Source organism: Providencia sp. PROV129 (assembly GCF_028482245.1).
Taxonomy (GTDB): domain Bacteria; phylum Pseudomonadota; class Gammaproteobacteria; order Enterobacterales; family Enterobacteriaceae; genus Providencia; species Providencia vermicola.
The window spans coordinates 1-24336 of the sequence record NZ_JAMPQD010000016.1; the positions used below are offsets into that span (position 1 = coordinate 1).

The 24336-nt window shown below is 41.9% G+C and carries 18 protein-coding genes and 1 riboswitch; of the genes, 6 read left to right on the plus strand and 12 right to left on the minus strand.

What is annotated here, in order from left to right; genetic code table 11:
• Positions 1-203: 203 nt before the first annotated feature.
• Together murI and btuB are read right to left on the minus strand one after the other, a co-directional pair.
• On the minus strand, positions 204-1067 hold the full coding sequence (murI, locus tag PSF27_RS11960) for a glutamate racemase (protein ID WP_272574414.1): 864 nt from the start codon (positions 1065-1067) through the stop codon (positions 204-206).
• The gene (gene btuB / locus PSF27_RS11965) at positions 1012-2910 is read right to left on the minus strand and encodes a TonB-dependent vitamin B12 receptor BtuB (protein ID WP_272681532.1); all 1899 of its coding nucleotides are present in this window, start codon (positions 2908-2910) and stop codon (positions 1012-1014) included. Before btuB ends, murI begins: the two co-directional genes overlap by 56 nt.
• A 74-nt stretch (positions 2911-2984) precedes the next feature.
• Positions 2985-3266: riboswitch (cobalamin riboswitch) on the minus strand.
• Between the two features lie 110 nt (positions 3267-3376).
• Between btuB and trmA the strand changes: the two genes are divergently transcribed.
• Complete coding sequence (trmA, locus tag PSF27_RS11970; protein WP_206085991.1) at positions 3377-4474, plus strand: tRNA (uridine(54)-C5)-methyltransferase TrmA; 1098 nt, start codon at positions 3377-3379, stop codon at positions 4472-4474.
• A 71-nt stretch (positions 4475-4545) separates the two neighbouring features.
• Here the strand turns inward: trmA and PSF27_RS11975 are convergent, their stop codons facing one another.
• Positions 4546-4941 carry a YijD family membrane protein gene (locus PSF27_RS11975; protein ID WP_206085990.1) on the minus strand — a complete coding sequence of 132 codons (396 nt, stop codon included), beginning with the start codon at positions 4939-4941 and terminating at the stop codon, positions 4546-4548.
• A 12-nt stretch (positions 4942-4953) separates the two neighbouring features.
• Positions 4954-5610 carry an HTH-type transcriptional repressor FabR gene (fabR, locus tag PSF27_RS11980; RefSeq protein WP_206085989.1) on the minus strand — a complete coding sequence of 219 codons (657 nt, stop codon included), beginning with the start codon at positions 5608-5610 and terminating at the stop codon, positions 4954-4956.
• Between the two features lie 422 nt (positions 5611-6032).
• Between fabR and sthA the strand changes: the two genes are divergently transcribed.
• Positions 6033-7430 (plus strand): Si-specific NAD(P)(+) transhydrogenase, encoded by a 1398-nt coding sequence (gene sthA, locus PSF27_RS11985; protein WP_206085988.1) that lies wholly within the window; start codon positions 6033-6035, stop codon positions 7428-7430.
• Between the two features lie 76 nt (positions 7431-7506).
• On the opposite strand, the gene oxyR is transcribed toward sthA, so the two are convergent.
• Complete coding sequence (gene oxyR / locus PSF27_RS11990; protein WP_047756880.1) at positions 7507-8412, minus strand: DNA-binding transcriptional regulator OxyR; 906 nt, start codon at positions 8410-8412, stop codon at positions 7507-7509.
• Between the two features lie 1304 nt (positions 8413-9716).
• On the opposite strand from oxyR, the gene PSF27_RS11995 reads away from it, so the two are divergent.
• The gene (locus PSF27_RS11995; RefSeq protein ID WP_272681533.1) at positions 9717-10070 is read left to right on the plus strand and encodes a hypothetical protein; all 354 of its coding nucleotides are present in this window, start codon (positions 9717-9719) and stop codon (positions 10068-10070) included.
• Between the two features lie 64 nt (positions 10071-10134).
• Here PSF27_RS11995 and argH read toward each other — a convergent pair whose 3' ends face one another.
• The 4 genes from argH to argC form a co-directional block, all read right to left on the minus strand.
• Entirely contained in the window at positions 10135-11511 is a 1377-nt protein-coding gene (gene argH / locus PSF27_RS12000; protein WP_272681534.1) for an argininosuccinate lyase, read from the minus strand.
• Between the two features lie 78 nt (positions 11512-11589).
• Positions 11590-12810 carry an argininosuccinate synthase gene (locus PSF27_RS12005; RefSeq protein WP_206085985.1) on the minus strand — a complete coding sequence of 407 codons (1221 nt, stop codon included), beginning with the start codon at positions 12808-12810 and terminating at the stop codon, positions 11590-11592.
• A gap of 44 nt (positions 12811-12854) precedes the next feature.
• On the minus strand, positions 12855-13631 hold the full coding sequence (gene argB / locus PSF27_RS12010; RefSeq protein WP_206085984.1) for an acetylglutamate kinase: 777 nt from the start codon (positions 13629-13631) through the stop codon (positions 12855-12857).
• Positions 13632-13643: 12 nt separating this feature from the next.
• The gene (gene argC / locus PSF27_RS12015) at positions 13644-14648 is read right to left on the minus strand and encodes an N-acetyl-gamma-glutamyl-phosphate reductase (RefSeq protein ID WP_272681535.1); all 1005 of its coding nucleotides are present in this window, start codon (positions 14646-14648) and stop codon (positions 13644-13646) included.
• 102 nt (positions 14649-14750) lie between these two features.
• Here argC and argE point away from each other — a divergent pair, with 102 nt between their 5' ends.
• From argE to PSF27_RS12030, 3 genes are all read left to right on the plus strand, one after another.
• Positions 14751-15905, plus strand: a complete 1155-nt coding sequence (argE, locus tag PSF27_RS12020) for an acetylornithine deacetylase (RefSeq protein WP_206085982.1) — start codon at positions 14751-14753, stop codon at positions 15903-15905.
• Positions 15906-16136: 231 nt separating this feature from the next.
• Positions 16137-17021 (plus strand): methylenetetrahydrofolate reductase, encoded by an 885-nt coding sequence (gene metF / locus PSF27_RS12025; RefSeq protein WP_206085981.1) that lies wholly within the window; start codon positions 16137-16139, stop codon positions 17019-17021.
• A 93-nt stretch (positions 17022-17114) separates the two neighbouring features.
• Positions 17115-17354 (plus strand): hypothetical protein, encoded by a 240-nt coding sequence (locus tag PSF27_RS12030; protein WP_272681536.1) that lies wholly within the window; start codon positions 17115-17117, stop codon positions 17352-17354.
• A gap of 181 nt (positions 17355-17535) precedes the next feature.
• Here the strand turns inward: PSF27_RS12030 and ppc are convergent, their stop codons facing one another.
• The 3 genes from ppc to metB form a co-directional block, all read right to left on the minus strand.
• Positions 17536-20175, minus strand: coding sequence for a phosphoenolpyruvate carboxylase (gene ppc / locus PSF27_RS12035; protein WP_206085979.1), 2640 nt, complete (start codon positions 20173-20175; stop codon positions 17536-17538).
• Between the two features lie 404 nt (positions 20176-20579).
• Positions 20580-23021, minus strand: coding sequence for a bifunctional aspartate kinase/homoserine dehydrogenase II (locus PSF27_RS12040; RefSeq protein ID WP_272681537.1), 2442 nt, complete (start codon positions 23019-23021; stop codon positions 20580-20582).
• A 12-nt stretch (positions 23022-23033) separates the two neighbouring features.
• Positions 23034-24194, minus strand: coding sequence for a cystathionine gamma-synthase (metB, locus tag PSF27_RS12045; RefSeq protein ID WP_272539885.1), 1161 nt, complete (start codon positions 24192-24194; stop codon positions 23034-23036).
• Between the last annotated feature and the right edge of the window lie 142 nt (positions 24195-24336).

Below are 24336 nucleotides of genomic sequence, written 5' to 3' on the forward strand. Positions count from 1 at the left end.
TGACGTATATTACGTTTTTCTTTTAGAAAGTCAAGTGTTTATTTTCAACTTTTTCTTTCTTCACCTCTGTTATCACTGGGTTTCCCCTTTTCGCCGAATCGGTTTGTCGTGACAACGGATGCGCATTATAGGGAGTCAGAAAAATCTGGCAACCCCTTTTTTGCATTTTTTTTTCGTTCGCTCAGCTTTTCAGCAAATTTAAGTTAAAGCGCTAGTTTTTCCAGCGAAATAAACCCTTCAGTTTCAAGTACAGGCCTTAAATCTTGCACAGCATCATTCATTAAGAGGCAATAAGCGAAGTCTTCTTCGTTAGAATCATGAATTTCTGCCTGATTGTTTATCAGCCAAACGGCTCTTCTAGCGATAGCAGAACCTGAATCTATAAACCTTGTTCCATCTGGTAAGACTTTTTCGAGTTCTTCTATTAATAGAGGGAAATGGGTACAGCCTAAAATAACCGTGTCTGGCGGTTCAGGCATTCTGATCCACGACCTTACCGTTTGAGCTACTTCATCTAACGGTAAAGTTTCCCCATGTAACTTTCTTTCTGCCAATTGGACTAATTCAGCAGAGCCCAGCGAAACCACTTTGCAGTCCGTAGCGAAACGGTCAATTAATTCTTTCGTGTACTCGCGATTCACAGTGCCTTTCGTGGCTAATAAACCGACCACGCCATTACGCGTGAGTTTAGTAGCAGGCTTGATTGCAGGAACCACACCGACTACAGGGAAAGTAAAGTGCGCTCTTAGATTAGGCAAACTGACGGTACTTGCAGTATTACATGCAATGATCGCAATTGTTAAAGGATGCTTTGCTGCTATTGCATTAACAATTTGATAGACCCTATCAATAATAAACTCTTCACTTTTTTCACCATACGGAAAAGCTTCGTTATCGAATGCATATATATAGTGCGCATTCGGGATCAGTTTTTTAACTTCGCGATAGACAGATAACCCGCCCACTCCTGAGTCAAACACAAGAATGGTCGGGCGAACAGATAAGGTGTTATCAGAAGTTGTAGCTTCCGGTAAGGAAATATTCTCTTCCAGCGGTGCGATAACCATACGCGGTCTCATAGTCTTTATCGAACATATTAGCTATTTTACCACGAATTGTGAGATGTGAAGTGATTGGATATGCAGCTGTGAGATCCCAAAGGCTAACGCCGCCGAGTTTTAGCCTTTTATAATCACCTGTACTGACATCATATTGACCGAAGTCTTTATCATATCTAGAGCCAATATATTGATAAGTTAACCCCCAATCTACATTGGCAACATTCCAATCTAATTGATACTTGATTTGCTGCTTAGCACGACGAAGTAGCACTTTATTAGTTTTATCATCACGCGGATCTGTATATTGATAAGTTAATTGATGATGGAAAATACCAGTGTCCATATCACCAGTCCATTCAATACCTTTTATTGTAGCTTCACCAACATTTCGCCACCCCCAATTTGTTGCATTTGTAGCATCGATAAGATTAGTTATTTCATTTTTATAAGCGACAAATTGCCAATTTAATGGACCAGTTAGCCCTTTTACTCCACCTTCCCATTGTTTACTTTCTTCTGGCTTCAAGTTTGAATTACCATAGGGTGCTGAAGAATATAACTGGCTAATATTTGGCGCTTTATATGCTGTAGCATAAGACCCAATCAATTGGTAACCGTCTATAAACTCCCATCCAGCTCCTGCTTGCCAAGTTGTATGTAAGCCAAATTCTGAATGATGTTCAGACCTTATAGCACCTTCTAGAGTAAAATCAGAAATAGCTTGCTGAGATGTTAAATATATTCCTGTATTATTGATTGATTCATTATTAGGTAACGAAGAGGTTCCTGCTTCAATGGTTTGCTTCTGATAATCAACACCCGCAGCTATTGAACCATGCTGTAATTGGTAATTATTTCCCCATTGAATATTGTACTGTTTTGAATCATCGGCTCTAGAATATTTGCCATACTGGCCATAACGAGGGTCATAGTTATAGTCTTTTACATGACTATAACTTCCCATCAATGACGTAGAATATGCATCTTGATGATATTTAACCCCTGTCTCATAGGTTCGGCTATATAGTTTTCTTTTATCAACAAGATAATTATTTCCACTTATAAAATCTTTACTATAGTAAGCATCATAATCAGTTCGATTATCATAGCCATACGCTCTCGCATAAGCTGATACTGTAGAAGATAATTGGTGCTCAACACCTAACCATAACGTCTTATTAAGGAAACCATCTTTATCAGGCTGTCGATGCCCCCCTGTATTCCCTCTTGCCTCTACATCAAAGCCTGTCGTATGCGTATAAGCCGCAGCGGCAGTTACGGTTGTATTTTCACCAATCTTTTGCTGAGTCGAACCGTTATAGTTTTGGTAACTGTGTGAGCCAATACCTGCATTTAAAGTTGTGCCATCGTTATCACGGCGAGTAATAATATTTACTACTCCACCTACCGCATCAGAACCATAAACCGCTGAACGGGCGCCGCGAATATATTCAATGCGTTGCACCAGTGAGATAGGAATTTGGCTCATATCTGATGAACCCGAAATACCTGCTTGATTTAAACGGACACCATCAATTAGCACTAGAACATGGCGAGACTCTGTTCCCCTAATAAAAAGGGAACTTTGCTGCCCCATTCCCCCATTTTGCGCAATATCCACTCCTGGTAAACGCCTTAACACATCAATCACGGTATTTGACTGCCAATGATCAATATCTTCACGAGTGACTACTGTCACGGGCGCTAATATAGAAGAAATGGGTTGTTCGAAACGATTGGCTGATACGACAACTTCGTCAGCTTTATTATTTGCACTTGCCAGAGAAGAAACACCGCATAACACTGCCACAGCAGCGGCCGATAACGGCAGCAACTTGTTATTATTCATTATGATTACACTCGGAAAATCAATTAAATTAAAATTCCGCGAAGTTGAATAAAAGGTTCGCGCTGATATTCAACAAAGCGATAAGACGTGTGGCAGGTATCGGACTCATAAGTTCCAAAGCGTTATTTCTATAATAAAAGAAACAGAAAAATGCTTGTATATATCCTAAATAATTCAAGTTACATGTAGGCGGCAAGCGAAGATATCCCTAGAAGCATACTGAAGTATGTGACTAGGGTAGCTGAGCGATGCTAACACCCATGTAGCTTGAAGAATAACGGGGATACCTTAATTACCGTTGCGCGTCAGTCTTGGATTTCAACCAAATTCCCTCAACCACACACTGTTATCGTAAGTTGAATAGTTATGAGTGTCTACGGATCGATAATGAAAACTGGACATCTTCGCCGCATTCCCTACAATTTCGCCCCTGATATGAATTTTTTACTGTTTTATGGGGCCAAGTATGCCAAACACGTTGCACACCAAAGACTACGAACTGCAACTCGCAGAGAAAACTGACCGTTTAAAGGCTATGATGGCCCCGTTTAACGCACCTGAACCTGAAATTTTTTCATCTCCAACCTCGCATTACCGGATGCGGGCAGAGTTCAGAGTTTGGCATGATAATGATGATTTGTTTCATATCATGTTTGATAAAGAGACCAAAGAACGTATCCGTGTTGACCAATTCCCAGTGGCGAGTCAATTAATTAATGACATGATGGCTGAATTGCTACCATTAATTAAACAGAATGAATTACTACGCCATAAGTTATTCCAAATCGACTATTTGTCGACACTGAGCAACAAACTGATCGTTTCACTGCTTTACCATAAAAAATTAGGTGATGAATGGACCGCTGAGGCGAAAAGTTTAAAAGCCACATTGGTGGAAAAAGGCTTTGACCTGCAGTTAATCGGCCGCGCCTCAAAAACTAAAATCATGCTTGATAATGATTATGTAGATGAAGTGCTACCTGTAAATGGTAAGGATATGGTTTATCGCCAAGTTGAAAATAGCTTCACGCAGCCGAATGCACAGGTCAATATTAAAATGCTGGAATGGGCAATTGCCGCAACGCAAAATTCAACGGGTGACTTATTAGAATTGTATTGCGGAAATGGAAACTTTTCCTTGGCATTAGCACAAAACTTTGAACGTGTTTTAGCCACTGAAATTGCTAAACCTTCCGTTGCTGCAGCGCAATATAATATAGAAGCAAACAACATTAATAATGTGCAAATTATCCGAATGTCTGCTGAAGATTTTACCCAAGCAATGCAAGGGGCACGTGAATTTAGACGTTTGGAAGGTATTACACTAACGGATTACCAATGTAATACGATTTTTGTTGACCCACCACGTAGTGGTTTAGATGATAAAACCGTAGAACTTGTCCAGGGGTACGACCATATTTTGTATATTTCCTGTAACCCAGAAACCCTTTGCGATAATTTAGTTGAGCTGACAAAAACGCATAAAATTGAGAAGCTAGCCTTGTTCGACCAATTCCCTTATACCCATCATATGGAAAGTGGTGTTTTATTAACGCGTCGCTAATTTTTAAATATAATCATAATCCATATAAGAACGCCGCAATATCCTGCGGCGTTTTAGTCTAAATACGTTTTTTAAACTTCGTTTTCAGTTTCTTGTTCAAGTGCTAGCTCAGCTTTTTCTTTCTTACGCGCTTTCCAGCTTGCATACATCCATAACGCTAGAATCACGATAAACGTCGCTGGAATAAAGTTAGAACCAATTTCAGGGTTCTGAACGCGTAAAATCGCGGCATAACCAAAGATCCCAATGAAAAAGCTGCCTGCAACAAATTTAGGGAGTCCGATTGGCATCGCTTGGTGTAAGTAGCGTTGGTGTAAACAATACGCAGCCAATACTAAGGTCAAAATTGGAAAAAATGAAAAGTCGACTAGCGAGTTGAACAACGTTGAAAAGGTTCCATGGGTTGCAAGTCCGATAACAAAGGCGAGCAATAGTGTACTTCTTTCATAACTTTTTTGATCCGTCATTGATTCTCCTTATTATTTAGTAAGGTCTGGGTCAGTTTGATTTTGTTTTTCCTGTTCACGGCGGTACCAATAGTAGGCGCCTTTAGCAATCATTCTTAACTGTAATACCAGCCGTTCTTCAAGATGTCTGCGTTTTTCTTCGTCAATATCAAGCGCTTCTGCGCCTGCACTAAAGACTATCGTTACCATCGCTTCAGCCTGCATCTCAGTAAAATGGCGAGGCATGCGACTTTCAAGTTCAAGGTAATCAGCTAATTCCGCAATAAAATGTTGAATTTCCCTTGCAACGGCAGCACGAAACTCAGCTGATGTGCCTGAACGCTCACGCAATAATAACCTAAAGGCATTGGGGTTATTACCAATAAACTCCATAAAAGTTGAGACTGATGTGCGGATCACACTCCCACCTTTTGCGATACGCTGCCTCGCTTGTCGCATCAGTTGACGTAACATCAAGCCACTTTCATCGACCATTGTTAGGCCGAGTTCATCAACGTCTTTGAAATGACGATAAAATGACGTTGGTGCAATGCCTGCTTCTCGAGCAACTTCACGTAAACTTAAGCTCGTAAAACTCCGTTCAGCGCTTAATTGGCTAAATGCGGCTTCGACGAGTGAACGCCGAGTTTTTTCTTTTTGTTTTGCTCTAACGCCAATAGTGTTACTCACGGTGATCCTAATTTCTATGTCATTAAATATTAATGAACGCATTATTGAAGGTTAATAATAAGCAAGAGTTCACCTTCTAGCATACCTGAAATTTCTTAATCTGGTTTAGAGAAAAATCGACTCTTACTGCAAATTAGCAATTTTCAGAATTTCGCATATTACCGACACCGCTTTCTTATATAGAGAAATGTTCTCACTTCCTTCTACCCTACCTGAACCCTAAAAAATAGATTCACCAAAAATGCACTTTATTTTTTGCTTTTCCCAAATGTGCTTTCTTCTCGAATTTCAGATTGAAGTAAATCAGTGAAAGAGATTCACGACGTTTTAATTAGAAAGACAAAGGGAACGGGAAATTAGGCGAAATAACCAACTAATGATAACATCTTGTTGTCATTTTGTTTTAGAGCAGGTCTTACCTCATGCAACTTACCCATTTTGATGCAATAGTTATTGGTTCTGGTCCTGGTGGCGAAGGCGCCGCGATGGGGCTGGTAAAACAAGGAAAAAACGTTGCTGTTATAGAACGTTATAATAATGTCGGCGGAGGCTGTACCCACTGGGGAACCATTCCCTCTAAAGCCCTCCGTCATGCTGTTAGTCGTATTATCGAATTCAATCAAAACCCCCTTTATAGCGATAACTCCCGTAGCTTAAGCTCCTCTTTCTCTGAAATTCTGCAACATGCGGAAACGGTCATTAGCCAACAAACTCGCATGCGCCAAGGGTTTTATGAGCGAAACGGTTGCCAGATGTTTTCGGGTGAAGCCACGTTTATTGATGATCAACATGTTAGTGTACGTTACGCCGATGGAAGCTGTGATGTTTTAAGTGCCGATAAGATAGTAATAGCAACGGGTTCACGCCCTTATTGCCCTTCGGATGTCGATTTCAACCATTCGCGAATTTATAACAGCGATACAATCCTCAACCTTACCCATGAACCTCGCCATGTTATTATTTATGGTGCAGGTGTTATTGGTTGTGAATACGCCTCAATCTTTCGCGGATTAGGTGTGAAAGTAGACTTAATCAATACGCGAGATCATTTATTAGCCTTCCTCGACCAAGAAATGTCTGATGCATTGTCTTACCATTTTTGGAATAGTGGCGTTGTCATTCGCCATAATGAAGAATATGAAAAAATCGAAGGTGTCGATGATGGTGTTATTGTTCACTTGAAATCTGGCAAGAAAGTGAAAGCTGACTGCCTATTATATGCCAACGGAAGAACGGGTAATACAGATGGCTTAGGCCTTGCAAATGTTGGCATTGACGCAGATGGCCGTGGCCTTGTTAAGGTGAATAAAGCTTACCGCACAACGAATGAACATATCTATGCTGTCGGTGATGTGATTGGTTACCCAAGTCTCGCTTCTGCGGCTTATGACCAAGGCCGAATTGCAGCACGTGCAATCGGTGGTAGTCTTGGTGATGCGCATTTAGTGGAAGATATTCCAACGGGCATTTATACCATTCCTGAAATAAGCTCTGTGGGTAAAACCGAACAAGAACTTACTGCAATGAAAGTGCCTTATGAAGTCGGCCGTGCACAATTCAAACATTTAGCACGTGCGCAAATTGCGGGAATGAATGTCGGTAGTTTGAAAATCTTATTTCATCGTGAAACATTGCAAATATTAGGTATTCACTGTTTCGGCGAAAGAGCGGCTGAAATTATACATATCGGCCAAGCGATTATGGAACAAAAAGGTGAAGGCAATACTATCGAATATTTTGTGAATACGACGTTCAATTACCCAACGATGGCAGAGGCTTTTCGCGTTGCGGCATTAAATGGTTTAAATCGACTATTTTAATTGCCTGTCTTGATGGTTGCCTCTTTTTGGCAACCATCATATCAATCTACTAAACGTTTATTTTAGCGCTTTATTCCTAAACTCTGTTTTTATAATAATTATCCATTGAGTTATAAATAGTTTCAGCTAATTGTTCATAGCGACCACGTAAAGGTGAACCTGGGCGATATACCAGAACAATTGTCCGCTTAGGTTCAGGCTCAATACAATTTAAGTAACACACGCCATCACGACACGCTTCATTTGGCACCGCCAAATCAGGTAAAAGTGTAATGCCACTTCCCGCTGCAACCATATTTCTTAATGTCTCTAAACTGGTTGCCCTAAAATGCGTATCTTCTTTTGCACCTGCTTGAAAACAAAAACCCATTGCTTGGTCACGTAAGCAATGCCCATCTTCTAACATTAATAATTTTTCACCTGACAGCTCCCCCATTTCAATGGTGTCACGGTCATGCCATGGATGGCTTTCATAAATAGCCAGTTTCATTGGTTCTTCAAATAAAGGCACAACAATAAATGGCGCTGTTTCTTTCACATCAGCCAAAATTGCACAATCTAATTTGCCGCTATCTAATTGAGCTAATAGTTGCTGAGTTTGTGCTTCATGTAAGTAAATTTCTAACTTAGGATGAGCTTGGTGTAATTGTGGGATGATATGAGGTAATAAGTAAGGTGCGACCGTTGGTATTAGGCCTATATGCAGTGGGCCAGACATGCTTTCCCCTTGCAGAGCAGCCATTTCTTGCAACACTTTTATTTCTCGCAAAATAGTTCGAGCCTGTTCAACAAGTAATAAACCTTGCTGGGTAAAAAGAACTTTACGGCTCGTTCTTTCTAATAACATGACGCCGAGCTCTTCTTCTAATTTACGAATTTGACCGCTTAATGTTGGTTGGCTGACATGACAAGAATCCGCGGCGCGTCTAAAGTGTTTATGTTCGGCGAGTGCAACGAGGTACTCTAAATCTCGAATATTCATATTTCTTTTCCTTTCGTGAATTCTTTGTCAAACCAAAGATAGATAATACCAATCACTATATCGATATTGTTCTGTTTTATCTATTAATAAATTAATAAATATCGCCATACTTCACTTTTCATACAATTTCATGCAATAAAATGAAATAATTTGCAATATTTAGAAATAAAATTGTATCCCATGTTTTTGATTGGTGATATTGATGACAACTCAAAAATAATTAAATTTATTAACCATACAGTTTTCGAGATAAAGACCCAAATAGATGTAATATTCGTGTTTTTATAATATGTAACTCGTATCTTTTATTCTTAAAACGTACAAAACAATTAAATTATTTTTGTCGAAAAAAAGCAACCATTGGCTTACTAGAAGTATTTATTAGATGGACACGCTAATATGAAGACTGAGTATATCGATATTAATAAACTGGCATATACAACTAAAGCCTCAATACTTTCAAATCACCTTGGAAGTTATGAATTCGAATGGCTGAGAAGTGATCATAAAGAAGGGCTCGTTAAAATTAGATATCAATAAACTAAAAAGAGTGTTTCGAAAGGGCTCTAATAAAGAGCCCTTCAGACTGCTGACAAACCGATTAGGTTTGACTGCAGGTTGAATAGGTTTTGAAAATAAATTAGGAAAATCAATTTATTGATTTTCGGCTGATAACACAAAGCAGGAAAAACCACGTTTTATCCTGCTTTGTCAACAACCTCAAGGGCTCTAATAAAGAGCCCTTTCTCAGATTGAGGGTCACCATAAACCTTATTGTTTTATTTAGTATCCCTCTAAACGTTAATAAATTACCTAGATAAAGTTATATTTATTTTCATGGTTGAAATATTTTGTTATGTTTTCTTTCACTCACCGTTAAACTTTGTAAGATTTTATATAAAAATAAATGTAAAATCACGATTCCTTTCTGTTAAATCCCCACAAAAAGTTATTACACGCTTATAACCCTACTCCGTTCGCTAGAAGATCAAACCAACCAAAAGCACACCAAGAAAGCATAAAACCATAAAATTATGCAAAAATAGCAATTAATTAGAATTTTACACCGCTTAAAACCCAAAGGGCAATTTAATAAACTAATGTAATCACGTTAGTTATCTTTATATTTTTAAACATTTCATTTTTTTGATTTACACATTTCTGGCATTTTTTTAATTATAATTCCTTCCCTCAAAACATCAGGGAATATTAATCACGAATTATTATTTTTAATCTATATAAGACATCTTCAATTTAAACATACAGCAAGTTGATTCACTAAAAATCAATGACGGAATACTATTATGAAAAATTCACTATTAATGTTAAAAAAATCATGTATTTGCTCATTAACCAGCTTATTTCTTGTAGCCGCTTTTACATCAATGAATGTGAATGCCAGCAATGATGAACACACCGGTATTATTCAATTTTCGGGTGCCATTGTATTTCCATCATGCATCAATGAAATCAATGAAAAAAATATCAAAATGAAATGTTTGAATAGCCAATCGGATATGGTTACTAATAAAATAGACTTAAATGATGTAACAAATATCCAAGGGTGGAAAGTCATCAATGATGGTAGGGGTGAGTATTCATATAATTGGGTAAATGAGGATAAACAGATGGGAATGCTGACGATTAAATATATTTAATCAGAAACACGTTATGGGAATAGGGGTAGTCATACTACCCCCCATTTTAATATTCAACTCGCTATCACAGCCCCAATCGACTCTTCGCTTCCACTATCGCTTTCGCCACTTGTTTCTGAGATACCCCACCTTTTGCAAGCCGTTTATCTAAACATGATTGCAGCGAGAGAACCTCATATACATCTAATTGAATTGTTTCACTGAATTTCTGCAGATCGCTTAACGCCATTTCCTCTAACGCTTTACCTTGTGCTATTGCAGTCACCACCACTTCACCCACAATATGGTGTGCTTCACGGAATGGAACACCTTTCGCCACTAGATAATCCGCCAGCTCCGTTGCATTTGCATAACCTTGTTTTGCTGCCTCTTCACAACGCGGACGACGAATTTGAATACCATCAAGAACCAGCGCAGCCATGTGTATGCAATCTAACCAAGTATCTAATGCATCAAACAGGCCTTCTTTGTCTTCTTGCATATCTTTGTTATATGCAAGGGGCAATCCTTTGAGTGTCATCATCATGCCAGTAAGAGCGCCTTGGACACGACCACATTTTCCACGGATCAATTCCAGTGCATCAGGGTTTTTCTTTTGTGGCATTAATGAAGAACCTGACGTTACTTTGTCAGATAACTCAACAAAACCCGCCTCCCCACTATTAAAGAAAATTAAATCCTCAGCGAAACGAGATAAATGCACCATACCAATGCTGGCATCAGATAGCAGTTCGAGAACGTGGTCTCTATCAGAAACGGTATCAAGGCTGTTACGCGTTGCCGATGAAAAACCTAACCAAGAAGCCAACTGCTCACGGTCAATATCGTACGCTGTGCCCGCTAATGCCCCGCAACCTAATGGACTAACATCCAAACGTTTTAAGGTATCTTTTAAGCGGCTTTCATCACGCGCTAACATTTCACCATAGGCTAAACACCAATGAGCAAATGTCACTGGTTGCGCTCGTTGTAAATGGGTATAGCCTGGCATCACGGCATCTTGATTATTTTCTGCAGTGATCACTAACGCTTTCTGTAGCTCAGTGACTGCTTCAAGTAATAATGCGACTTGGTCTTTACACCACAGTTTTAAATCTGTCGCCACTTGGTCATTACGGCTACGTCCTGTATGCAGCTTTTTACCCAAATCACCAACTTTATCAATCAGCTTACCTTCAACCCAACTGTGAATATCTTCCGCATCGCTTTGCAAAATAATGTCAGGGTTATCTTGAACTTCTTTTAATAATGTATTTAACGCTTGTTCTAAAGATTGCTGTTCGCTCTCTGTCAACACCCCGACGGTGACCAATGATTTTGACCATGCGACTGAACCGATAATATCTTGTTGCGCCAAGCGATAATCGAAACGCAATGAATCATTAAATTGTTTAAACCGCTGATCTGCCTGCTGACTAAAACGTCCACCCCAAAGTGCCATAACGGATCCCTACCTGATTGATAAAATAAGTTTTTAACCCCCGACAGCTGTGTAACTGCCGGGTTACTGCGATTAGCTTTATTTTGCTTTGTTTTGTTCTTTCAGCGCACGAATACGTGAGGACAGGGAATAAAGACGGATAAACCCACCAGCGTGGCTGTGGTCGTAAACTTCATCTTCACCAAATGTCGCAAATTCTTCAGAGTACAAACTCTTATCCGCTTTTTTCTGAATCGCTGTTACTTGGCCTTTATACAGTTTCAGTACCACTTCACCCGTGACGTCTTGTGCTAATGACTCTGCCGCTGCTTGTAATGAATGACGTAATGGCGCGAACCAACGGCCATCATAGACCACATACGACATTTCTAAACCTAGCTGCTCACGCCATTTGTAGCTGTCACGGTCTAATACTAATTGCTCAATCCCACGCAGCGCAGCCATCATAATGGTGCCTCCTGGGGTTTCATAGCAACCACGAGATTTCATACCGACTAAACGGTTTTCAACGATGTCGATACGGCCAACACCGTGTTTCGCACCCAGCGTGTTCAGTGCTTCTAAACACCCTAGAGGAGACAATGCCTTACCGTTAACAGAAACCACTTCGCCTTGTTTCACACCAACAGTCACCAGTTCCGCTTCATCTGGCGCATCTTGCGGATCAACAGTCCATACCCAGCAATCTTGGTTGGCTGCATTCCATGTGCTTTCTAATACGCCACCTTCAGTGGAAATATGCCATGCGTTTTCATCACGGCTATAGATTTTTTCAAGACTCGCTGTTGTCGGGATATTACGCTCTTTCAGGTAATCGAGCAGCGCTTCACGAGAACGCAAATCCCACTCACGCCATGGTGCAACCACTTGCAGTTGCGGTGCTAACGCCGTATAGGTGCTTTCGAAACGCACTTGGTCGTTTCCTTTACCCGTTGCACCGTGAGCAACGGCATCCGCACCCACTTTTAATGCGATTTCAACTTGTGCTTTCGCAATAATTGGGCGAGCCATTGATGTGCCTAATAAATAGCTACCTTCATATAACGCACCCGTTTTTAATACTGGATAGATATATTCTTTGATGAACTCTTCACGTAAATCAACGACATAGCATTCTGATGCGCCTGATTGCAGTGCTTTTTTCTCAACACCAACGAGATCTTCCCTGTCTTGTCCCACATCGGCAACGAATGCAACCACTTCACAACCGTCATAGTTTTCTTTCAACCATGGAATAATTGCCGAGGTATCTAAACCACCAGAGTATGCTAATACAATCTTTTTAATGCCCTTTTTCATAACGTACCTATCCGCTCAATTAATTTTTTATGTGTATGGCTCGATTACGATGCCAAGATCCGAGTTCCGATTGCTGTACCATTAAACAGCTCAGGAAGTTGTTCTGCGTGACGCCAACTTGCAATATCGACGGAGCGTTGTAGTGCGTTAGCTGCGTCTAATGCAGCATTCACCTTAACAATCATTCCATCTGTAATAATTCCTTGGTCGATGAGTTTCTGCGCTTTTTGCGTGGTCATCTCATCAATTTTTTGGCCTTTACCATCTAAAATGCCACTGACATCCGATAATAAAACCAGATCGGCATTGAGTGCTTGGGCTACAGCGGTTGCGGCTTGGTCTGCATTCACATTCATCAGCTCACCTTGTGCAGTGATCCCAATAGAACTGATGATTGGCAAATAACCCGCACTAAGCAGCAATTTTAATAGTTTGGCGTCACCTGGTTTTGCATTCCCAACATGACCCAGTTCGTCATTTAACTGTGTGACAACCGCACTTTGTCCGTCACCGAGTGATAACCCCACCGCGGGCAACTGGTGTTTGATGCTCCATGCCAGTAAGGTTTTATTTGCCGTACCCGCTAAAGCCCCCGTAATAATGTCAATTTGATCCGCGGGTGTGACACGCAGTCCTTGCTTTTTCACCACAGGAAGTTGCAGTTTCTGCATTAATTCATCAACTAGACAGCCTCCACCATGGACAATTACCAGCTCACGCTTATGCGTTTGGCGGTAAGTTTGAATGGCAGTAAAAAGTTTTTCTAACGCTTCGGTACTATCGAGTAACACACCGCCCAATTTAATCACTAAGGGTTGCATGGGTTGTCCTTATTAAAGTAATGACTGAGTTTCATTGAAACCAAAACGAATATTCATGCACTGTACAGCCTGTGCAGCGGCACCTTTTAGTAGGTTATCTTCTGTACCGACTAAAATCAGGTGTTCCCCTTTCAATACATAACCGATATCACAAAACGGTGTGCCGACCACCGATTTCAATGCAGGAACGCCTTTATCATATAAACGCACCAATGGTTTGTTTTGATATGCTTCTTTAAACGTTTCGCCAATTTTCTCTGCCGTAACACCTGCTTTCACCTTGCATGTAATAGTGGCAAGGATCCCCCTTGAGAAGTTGCCCAGATGCGGCGTGAAAATCACTTCTTGCCCTAAATGTGTGGAGATTTCAGGTTGATGGCGATGGGTGAAAATACCGTATGGCTGCAAGCTCACTTCACAGAAGCTATTTGTCATTGAGGCCTTACGCCCTGCCCCTGACACACCACTGGTTGCATTGATAACAGGCCACATGTTGTTATCTAATAATTTTGCGTCAATTAACGGCTTTAACGCGAGCTGTGAAACAGTTGGGTAACAGCCTGGCACTGCAACTAATTGAGCTTGACGAATTTTATCGGCTTGCCATTCTGCCAAACCGTAAACTGCTTGCATTAACCATTCGGTATTTGTATGTTCAAAGCCATAGTATTGCGTGTAGAACGCAGGATCTTGAACGCGGTAAGCACCCGACAAATCAAATACCACACAGCCTGCCTCAAGGAATTGCGGAGCGATATCGTGGCTGACTTCGTGCGCCGTGGCGAGGAAAACAACATCAATACCTTTTGCCACCTCAGCCACATCAGTTAATGGCTGTACAGGAAGGTCAATAATGCCTTTATACTGAGGATATAAATCAGAAAAACATTTATTTGCATCGGCACTTTGCTTCGATACCATCAACCCTTGAAGGTTAATTTCAGGATGACGTTGCAAATAAGCGGCTAATTCTGCTCCAGTATAGCCACTAGCCCCGATAATGAGTGTGTTCAACATGTGCTTTCTACCTTGTACTCGTGACTCAAACAGTTTAATGTGTATTTTTATTCAAATAAAGTGCATGAATATTGATACTATTATGGATTAAGGCTGTCAACAGTGAATATTAAATTACCTGCATTTATTGAGATTTATCGTCAATTAATTGCCACTCCATCGATTAGTGCAACTGATTCTCATTTGGATCAAAGCAATAAAGCCCTTGTGGAACTCCTTGGTGGATGGTTAGAGACTCTGGGGTTTTCGGTCAATATTCAGCCCGTACCGGAAACACGTGATAAATATAACCTGCTGGCTTCCATTGGAGAGGGTAATGGCGGCCTGATGCTATGTGGGCATACCGATACTGTGCCTTTTGATGATGGACGTTGGAGTAAAAACCCTTTCGAGCTTACTGAACATGATGGTAAGCTTTACGGTCTTGGTACTGCTGACATGAAAGGCTTTTTTGCTTTTATTGTCGATGCATTGCGCGATATGGATCTTGCCAAACTCAAGCGCCCTCTGCATATCCTTGCGACTGCCGATGAAGAAACCTCGATGGCAGGAGCCCGTTACTTTGCAGCGAATACAGCACTGCGCCCTGATTTTGCCATTATCGGTGAGCCAACCTCATTACAACCGATACGTGCACATAAAGGCCATTTATCTAACGCTATCCGCATTACGGGGCAATCGGGACATTCAAGTGACCCTGAGCGTGGTGTAAATGCCATTGAGCTGATGCATGAGTCGATTTCTCATTTAATGACGCTGCGTAACACATTGAAAGAGCGTTTTAATAACCCAGCTTTCGTGATCCCTTATCCCACCATGAACTTTGGTCATATTCATGGCGGTGATGCGGCGAACCGTATTTGTGGTTGCTGTGAATTACATATGGATATTCGCCCATTACCAGGGCTGACATTGCAAGATTTGGATGAGCTATTGAATGATGCACTCGAACCTGTGCGGGCAAGATGGCCAGGTCGTTTGGCGATTGAGTCAATGCACCCACCGATCCCAGGTTATGAATGCCCGACAGACCACAAAATGGTCGCCGTGATTGAGCAGTTACTGGGTCAAAAAGCGGATACCGTGAACTACTGTACCGAAGCACCATTTATTCAAGAACTTTGCCCTACTTTAGTCCTCGGCCCAGGTTCTATTGAACAAGCTCATCAACCCGATGAATTTATCGATATGCGCTTTATCGAACCTACTCGCCAATTAATTAGCCAAATGATTGAGCATTTCTGTTTCACCGAATAAATCTAACTAGCCACTCATATAAACGCGACGCTGAAAAGAGTCGCGTTTTTTTATCATGAATTTTTTTCCTGTTCTGACTGAAAAAACATCAGCGACATAATTTAATTTAAGTATTGACTATTGATACCGATCTGGTAATTTCTATTTAGACGTCTAAACGTATAGATGCATACATGGATATAATAATTTACAAAGATAATAGTTAGTCTGCTAATTGCGAGGTTACAGGGTATGAGTTTTTTTCACGCGAATCAGCGCGAGGCGCTAAATCAAAATTTAGCTGAATTAGATGGCCAAATTAATGTTTCATTCGAATTTTTCCCACCTCGCAGTGAAGAGATGGAGCAGACGCTTTGGAAATCCATCGATCGGCTCAAAAACCTGAAACCTAAATTTGTCTCTGTTACCTATGGCGCTAACTCAGGCGAACGGGACAGAACCCATAGCATCATTAAAGATATCAAAGACAAAACTGGCTTAGTAGCTGCACCACACTTAACCTGTATTGACGCAAGTAAAGATGAATTAAAATCTATCGCTCGTGACTATTGGAATAATGGTATTCGCCATATTGTTGCCTTACGAGGTGATTTTCCCGATAGCAGCCATAAACCTGATATGTATGCGACAGATTTGGTTGAGTTATTAAAAGGCGAGGCCGATTTTGATATTTCAGTCGCGGCTTACCCTGAAGTTCACCCTGAAGCCAAAAGCGCACAAGCTGACTTAATTAACCTGAAAAAGAAAATTGATGCAGGGGCTAATCGCGCTATCACCCAATTTTTCTTTGATGTCGAAAGCTATTTACGTTTTCGTGACCGCTGCGTAGCAACGGGTATTGATGTGGAAATAGTGCCAGGAATTTTGCCTGTGTCCAATTTCCGCCAATTAGAGCGTTTTGCCAAACTGACCAACGTGCGCATCCCTGCGTGGATGAGCAGAATGTATGAAGGGTTAGATGATGACCCAGAAAGCCGCAACCTTGTTGGGGCATCCATCGCGATGGACATGGTGAAGATCCTCAGCCGCGAAGGCGTGAAAGATTTTCATTTTTACACACTGAACCGTTCTGAGCTCACCTATGCCATCTGCCATACTTTAGGGGTTAGGCCTTAATCCCTCATTGTCGTGATGCGTTTTTGATAATACATCACGGCATTGCTTGCTTTATGAAAGCGTTCTAATTCCACTTAGTTATACTCATTGAACATGATGAGCGGAGCTCAATCACTCAGCGAGTATTTATCCTTAAAAAGTACCGTACCTTACTACGATATGCCACCTTGGAAAGAGGGCGTTGCTGAAGGCATAATCAAGCACGCAAAAAAATACGGTACTGAAGATGCCATGACGTCTAAAATCAGTGGTTACACACTTGATGGCGATATTAGGGCTTCCTATTTAAATGCGGCCCAGTATATTCCACCAACCCTAAACCAATTAAATTAGCTAAAGAAGAAGCAACTAATAAGGAGATTGCTAGTTTAAAATCCGACGATGAAATCCGTGAATTCATTACACCAAAAAATGAATGGGAAAAATGGGATCAATGGAAAGCAAATCAATAAAAAGTAAAAAGGTTACCTTAATAGGTAACCTTTCAATTCTCAGCTAAATCGGTAACTCGCTACTAACCTGTATTACGCATTCCTGCCGCAACACCAGCAATAGTCACCATCAGTGCTTGTTCAACACGTGGATCTGGGTGTTCTTGTTGGCGAGAACGGTGCAGCAATTCTGCCTGCAACACGTTAAGTGGATCGGTATATACGTTACGCAGGGCGATAGACTCGGCAATCCACGGTAAATCCGCCATAAGTGCTTCGTCTTTCGATACCGCCAGCACACTCTTAATATCATCCGATAACTGGTCACGCAGTTTTTGCCCCAATGGCCACAAACGCTCTTCCACTAAACGGTGATCATAGTATTCCGCCAGCCACAGGTCAGCTTTGGCATACACCATCTCTAACATCGCAATTCGCGTATTAAAGAACGGCCATTGCTGCCACATTTCATCGAGCACAGATTGCTTGCCCTCTTGCTCAATTACATGTTTCAGTGCCGCCCCAGCACCTAACCATGCAGGGAGCATTAAGCGGTTTTGCGTCCAGGCAAAAATCCATGGAATTGCACGCAAGGTTTCCACACCACCCGTCGGGCGACGTTTTGCTGGACGTGAGCCTAATGGTAATTTACCCAGTTCTTGCTCGGGGGTTGCAGCACGGAAGTAAGGGACAAAGTCTGGCTGCTCACGCACATAGTCTCGGTACATAGTACAAGAAACGTCAGACAGCGAATCCATGACAGATTTCCACTCATTTTTTGGCTCTGGTGGTGGTAATAAATTCGCTTCTAAAATCGCACTTGCATACAACGCAAGGCTGCTAATGGTGACTTGTGGTAGACCGAATTTAAAGCGGATCATTTCCCCTTGTTCAGTCACGCGTAAGCCACCCTTTAAACTTCCTGGTGGTTGAGACAGTAATGCAGAATGTGCTGGTGCACCGCCGCGACCGATGGTACCACCACGGCCATGGAATAACGTCAGCGTAACACCTTCTTTTTCACACAGTTTAATTAACGCATCTTGCGCACGATATTGCGCCCATGATGCGGCCATCACACCCGCATCTTTCGCGGAGTCTGAGTAACCAATCATCACCATTTGGCGGTCATCGATAAGCTCACGATACCAGTCAATGCTTAACAGTTTTGTCATGACGCTTTGTGCGTTATTTAAGTCCTCAAGGGTTTCAAATAACGGAGCAACAGGCAGTCGAATAGAAGCACCCGCCTCTTTGAGCAATAATTTGACTGCTAAAACATCTGAAGGGACTTTTGCCATTGAAATCACGTAGGCTGCGATGGAATCATTCTTCGCTTTCGCAATCACGCGGCACGTTTCAAACACTTCTTGGGTTTCAGCACTTGGTTGCCAATCTTGCGGGATCAATGGACGGCGGGACTGCAATTCTGTTAATAAAAATTGCTGCTTTTCTTCCTCAGACCACTGTGCATAATCGCCTAATCCCAAATACTGAGTAAGTTCTGCAATCGCATCGGTATGACGTGTGCTTTCTTGGCGCACATCGATACGCACCAGTTGTAAACCAAAGCTGCGAATACGGCGTAAGGTATCTAACAACTGACCATTGGCAATAATTTTCATATTGCAGGCAATCAATGATTGATAACAGGCGTATAGCGGGTCCCATAATTGGGCGTTATCCGTTAACAGATCTGCAGGTGGCAGAACTTGTTCGCCTTTCACACGACGTTCTAAATATTCTAACGTAGAGAATAATTGACTACGCAGGTTTTTTGCGATCTGACGATAAGGTTCGTCAACATCGTCTCCCCCTGCTAACGCACGCAGCTCAGGTGTGGCTTCCGTCATGGATAACTCAGAGACTAGAACCTGAATATCTTTGAGGAATAAATCTGCCGCTTTCCAACGGCTTAATAGCAAGACGTGGCGAGTGACATCTGCTGTTACGTTTGGGTTACCATCCCGGTCGCCACCCATCCATGATGTAAAACGGATTGGGTTAGCTTCGACAGGAAGAACAGCCCCAATAGACTCTTCCAGTTGCTCGTTAAACTCGCGTAAAAACGCAGGAACCCCTTCCCACAACGAATTTTCTACAACCGCAAATCCCCATTTTGCTTCATCAATTGGCGTTGGGCGAATTTTACGGATTTCGTCCGTATGCCAGGATTGAGCCACTAATTGGCGCAGACGGCGCATGATGTTATTACGTTCATAGTCGGCAATATCATCGTGATCGAGTTGTGATAAGCAATTATTTACCTCGACCAATTTGTGGATCAGAGTACGACGCGCAATCTCAGTTGGGTGCGCGGTTAACACCAGCTCAATGGATAACTGCTCCACCGCTTTTTGGATATCGTTATCGGTAAAACTTTTGTCTTTTAAGCGGCTGAATAATTTTTTCAGTGCCACTGGGTTGCTTGCCGCTTCCCCGTGTGGAGAAATACTGTGGTACTGCTCAGCCACGTTAGTCAGGTTTAAAAATTGGTTAAATGCCCTTGCAACGGGAAGCAATTCATCATTCGAAAGGTTTTGTAATGTCATCAACAATTTTTGGCGTTGAACTTCATTACCTGCACGGGAGGATTTGGAAAGCTTACGAATGGATTCAACTTTATCAAGTATGTCCTCGCCTAGTGCTTCCTTGATGGTATCGCCGAGTAGCTTACCCAGCATACTGACATTACTGCGCATTGCGGAATATTGCTGATTCATGAGACTCCTGACCTTGTGCTTCTGGCAGAATGCATCCCCGCACTAAGCACGGTTAACAGACTGCGACCTGTTTCCTGTAACAAAATTTCAGTCGGCTGCGTTAGAGTTGTCGTTTTGTGATGCAGCCCGCTAAATTTACCCTTGAGTGTATATTCATATCAGAAAAAAATGGCTTTGGGGGATTTTTCTGAAATTTAATTACAGCCTTATTTTTATTAATTTTTCTTATTTAAGTATTGTTTCAGCGCAATATATCGTCGATTCAGCACTTTTAAGACATGAATAATGTTGAAGAATTAAATCATCAGAATAAAAAAAGGGAAAAAATGGCGAGAATTAAAAAATTTCATGGATGCATTGGCGCTCTTTATAAAAATAAGAGCACCAATACAAACAAAAAATAACTACAGCAATTGAGATAATCGGTTTAAATCCGATTGAATTGCCCCAGCAGTGACATCGCGTCCAGCACCAGGGCCGCGGATGACTAATGGGTTATCACGATACCAACGACTTTCGATAGCAAATACATTATCGCCTGGCAATAATGAGGCCAATGGGTGGTCTGGTTTTACCGCTTCCACACCCACTTTCGCTTTCCCTTTCACTGCATCAAACCGAGCCACATAACGCAGCACTAACCCTAGTTCTTGTGCCGCTTCTAAACGCTGTTGCATTTGCTCGTTGATCACCGCGCTGTTTTCGAAAAACTCATCCAAAGAACCTGTCTGTGCTTGTTTTGGTACTAATGATTCAACACGTACTTCATCGGGTTCAATATCATAACCCGCCTCACGTGCTAAAATAATCAATTTACGCATCACATCTTGCCCAGAAAGGTCAATTCGTGGGTCAGGTTCAGTTAAACCCTGCTGCCACGCTTGCTCGACAAGTTCGCTAAACGGTACTGAGCCATCAAATTGCAAAAATAACCAAGACAACGTCCCCGAGAAAATACCGCTAATCGCCAGTATTCCATCTCCACTTTCTTTCAAGTCACGCACTGTGTAGTTGATGGGTAACCCTGCACCTACAGTCGCGTTATACAACCAGTGGCGACCTGTTTTTGAAAAGGCGTCACGAATTTGGCGATATTGCTCTGTTTGTGCCGCCCCAGCGATTTTGTTGGCACTGATCACATGGAAGCCATAACTGGCAAAATCTATATAGCTTTCAGCTAATGCCTCACTGGCTGTAACATCTAAAACCACTAAGTCATCATAAGGATGGGAACGCATCCAAAGAAATAAGTTGTCGTCTGCATGTTCAATGGCTTCATCGTCAAAAAAGGCTAATGCACGACTTGGGTCGATACCTTGATAATTCAATAAGCTGCGACGACTATCCACCACACCTGCCAACACAAAATCGAAATCACTGCGAGCAGAGATATTCGGTTGTTCTGCCGCGAAAAGCTCTAACCAACGTGCGCCAATATTCCCTTTACCAAATAACACTAAGCCAATACGTTTTTCGGCGCGGAACAAGCTTTGGTGCATACCTTGGATCAGGTGCTCAGTTTGATTAGTTCGCAGCACTGCAACCAAACTAATGGCATCTTCTGAATGCCAAATGAATTCGACAGGCTGGCCTTTAAGCTCTTCATAGAAACGATGGCTATGTAGTGGTTTTTTGCAAACACCTGCGCCAACTAAAGCGACTAAAGAAAAGCCTTCCCGTAACGATAATGCCCCTGGTAAAGCCGCTTCTTCGAGAACATTTAGCGCACTTTCGACAATTTCAGAGGTATAACACAATTGAATTAACGCACGGTCATCGTGAATTCCCCGCGCAAGTGGACGTAACTGAACGCGTTTGAGCAGTAAGTCCACATCTTTGCAAATTTGTTTGAAATCACGACCTGCTGCAATACGCAGCTCAATCAAACAGACATCATCATGGCTTGTGACAATTTTTGCCCCTGCACCAGAGGCTAAAACGCGTTCAATTTTTGTAGAGCCCTGCTCTGGCTGGTAACTACACCTAAGTTGCAAATCAATATTGCTTACAGAAACAGGCTGTAAAGTACGTGTATGTAAAACAGGAGCCGCTAAACGCGCTAATTCACTTGCTTCATCAAGGCGCAATAAGGGCAGCAAACAGGCATCTTTCACTTTACGAGGGTCCGCACTGTACACCCCTGCAACATCACTCCAAATTGTGACTTTTGCCACATCTGCCAATGCTCCCACTTGGGTCGCCGAATAATCACTCCCATTGCGCCCCAATAGAACTGTTTCACCCTGCTGATTACGCGAGATAAACCCAGTCACAACAATACGGCGATTAGGTAATTGCGTTAACTGCTGCTGTAATAAATAGCGTGATTTTATTTCATCAACTTGTGGCTGTGCAGCACGTTCAGCGCGTAGAAATAGACGTGCATCTAACCAAGCACTTGGCATGCCAGTTTGTGTGAGTACTTCCGCCATTAAGCGTGCCGACCAAATTTCACCATGGCCAACCACTTCCGCATAAACCGCATCATTAACGGGATGATCAAGCAAAGCGCTTAAACGCTCTAAGTCTTGAACAAATAACCGCCCTAAAGTCTCTGCCTGTTTTTCTGGTAAAAGATTTTCAATTAGCTCAAGCTGATAACGACGTAAAGATTGCTGTACCTGATGAGCCGAAATACGGTCACTTTGGCTCAATTTCAACCAATTAATCAATTGATTAGTTGTACTGCCAGCTGCAGAAACCACCATTAAATCATCGGGTTGGCTATAGTTTGCCATAATAGCTGCGACCCGCTGATAACACTTTGCATCCGCTAAACTACTTCCCCCAAACTTATGTAACTGACGGTGACAAGGAGCCACCTCAACCGCTGTTAGTACACTCATCAAAAAACTCCGCTAACGTTGTGCCGCAACCTTAAATGCTTGATCTAAATCTGCAATTAAATCCTGCACATCTTCAATCCCGACTGAAATACGCAATAAACTGTCTGTAATACCTGCCTCAAAACGCGCCTGTGCTGACATCCCTGCATGAGTCATTGTGGCTGTATGTGAAATCAATGTTTCTACCCCACCTAATGATTCCGCTAATGTAAACAGCTTTAGTGCACTCAAGAAATGACGTAATTGTGACTCATCACCTGCAAATTCAAAACTTAACATCGCCCCAAACCCTTTTTGTTGTTTGAGTGCAATTTCATGGCCTGGATGATCTTCCAGTGCAGGATAATACAATTTTTTGACCAAAGGCTGAGCTTTAAGATATTTTACGATTTCATGTGCATTTTGTTGTTGCTGTAAAATACGCGGGGACAAGGTTCGAATGCCCCTTAACAATAAATAGCTATCAAACGCCCCGCCTGTTACGCCAATATTATTGGCCCACCACGCTAATTCTATTGCCCATTTCTCTTCTTTTGCAATCACAACCCCTGCCACAATATCTGAGTGACCATTAAGATATTTTGTACAGGAATGCACAACAAAATCGGCACCGAGCGAGATAGGTTGCTGAAGTATCGGGCTCAAAAACGTGTTATCCACCACGACCAATGCGCCAACTTCATGGGCTAACTGAGTAATCTGCTGGATATCAAAAATTCTTAATAGCGGGTTACTTGGCGTTTCGATAAGAACTAATTTTGGTTTTTTCGCCAACGCCGCTTTTAATGCCGTTTCATCACTTTGGTCGACAAACTGAACTTGATATGCCCCGCGTTCATGCAGACTGTTAAATAAACGGTAGCTGCCGCCGTAACAATCATGTGGGGCGACTAATAAATCTCCTGGTCGCAAAAATACAGTACATATTAGGTGAAGCGCCGACATACCGCTATTTGTCATCACTGCTCCGCTACCACCTTCCAGCTGTGCCAATGTTTTTTGCACAATATCACGTCCTGGGTTGCCACGACGTGAATAATCATGAGCCCGAGGCTCATTAAAGTCAGTAAAATTATAGGTACTGGATAAATAAATGGGAGGCACTACGCAACCAAATTGTTGGTCTTCATTTAATCCATTATGAATTGCGATGGTTGACGGCTTGTAAGTCATAAACGCTTCTCCTGAACAGTGATAGACCAAATCATACCCATTGGATGTTTAGACGTCAACATATCTAGACGTCTAAACCTCTTTACGTTTATATCAAGTAATGGAATAATCAGCCTTAATAATTATGTGTTAATTGATAGTC

Bases quoted from the DNA above. Each gene is read 5' to 3' on its own strand.
- PSF27_RS12005 (WP_206085985.1), bottom strand. From the start codon at position 12,810: ATGAAAAAGGGCATTAAAAAGATTGTATTAGCATACTCTGGTGGTTTA.
- metB (WP_272539885.1), bottom strand. From the start codon at position 24,194: ATGACTTACAAGCCGTCAACCATCGCAATTCATAATGGATTAAATGAA.
- PSF27_RS12030 (WP_272681536.1), top strand. From the start codon at position 17,115: ATGATGAGCGGAGCTCAATCACTCAGCGAGTATTTATCCTTAAAAAGT.
- PSF27_RS12040 (WP_272681537.1), bottom strand. From the start codon at position 23,021: ATGAGTGTACTAACAGCGGTTGAGGTGGCTCCTTGTCACCGTCAGTTA.
- argC (WP_272681535.1), bottom strand. From the start codon at position 14,648: ATGTTGAACACACTCATTATCGGGGCTAGTGGCTATACTGGAGCAGAA.
- trmA (WP_206085991.1), top strand. From the start codon at position 3,377: ATGCCAAACACGTTGCACACCAAAGACTACGAACTGCAACTCGCAGAG.
- PSF27_RS11975 (WP_206085990.1), bottom strand. From the start codon at position 4,941: ATGACGGATCAAAAAAGTTATGAAAGAAGTACACTATTGCTCGCCTTT.
- metF (WP_206085981.1), top strand. From the start codon at position 16,137: ATGAGTTTTTTTCACGCGAATCAGCGCGAGGCGCTAAATCAAAATTTA.
- murI (WP_272574414.1), bottom strand. From the start codon at position 1,067: ATGGTTATCGCACCGCTGGAAGAGAATATTTCCTTACCGGAAGCTACA.
- oxyR (WP_047756880.1), bottom strand. From the start codon at position 8,412: ATGAATATTCGAGATTTAGAGTACCTCGTTGCACTCGCCGAACATAAA.
- ppc (WP_206085979.1), bottom strand. From the start codon at position 20,175: ATGAATCAGCAATATTCCGCAATGCGCAGTAATGTCAGTATGCTGGGT.
- argH (WP_272681534.1), bottom strand. From the start codon at position 11,511: ATGGCACTTTGGGGTGGACGTTTTAGTCAGCAGGCAGATCAGCGGTTT.
- argB (WP_206085984.1), bottom strand. From the start codon at position 13,631: ATGCAACCCTTAGTGATTAAATTGGGCGGTGTGTTACTCGATAGTACC.
- sthA (WP_206085988.1), top strand. From the start codon at position 6,033: ATGCAACTTACCCATTTTGATGCAATAGTTATTGGTTCTGGTCCTGGT.
- btuB (WP_272681532.1), bottom strand. From the start codon at position 2,910: ATGAATAATAACAAGTTGCTGCCGTTATCGGCCGCTGCTGTGGCAGTG.
- PSF27_RS11995 (WP_272681533.1), top strand. From the start codon at position 9,717: ATGAAAAATTCACTATTAATGTTAAAAAAATCATGTATTTGCTCATTA.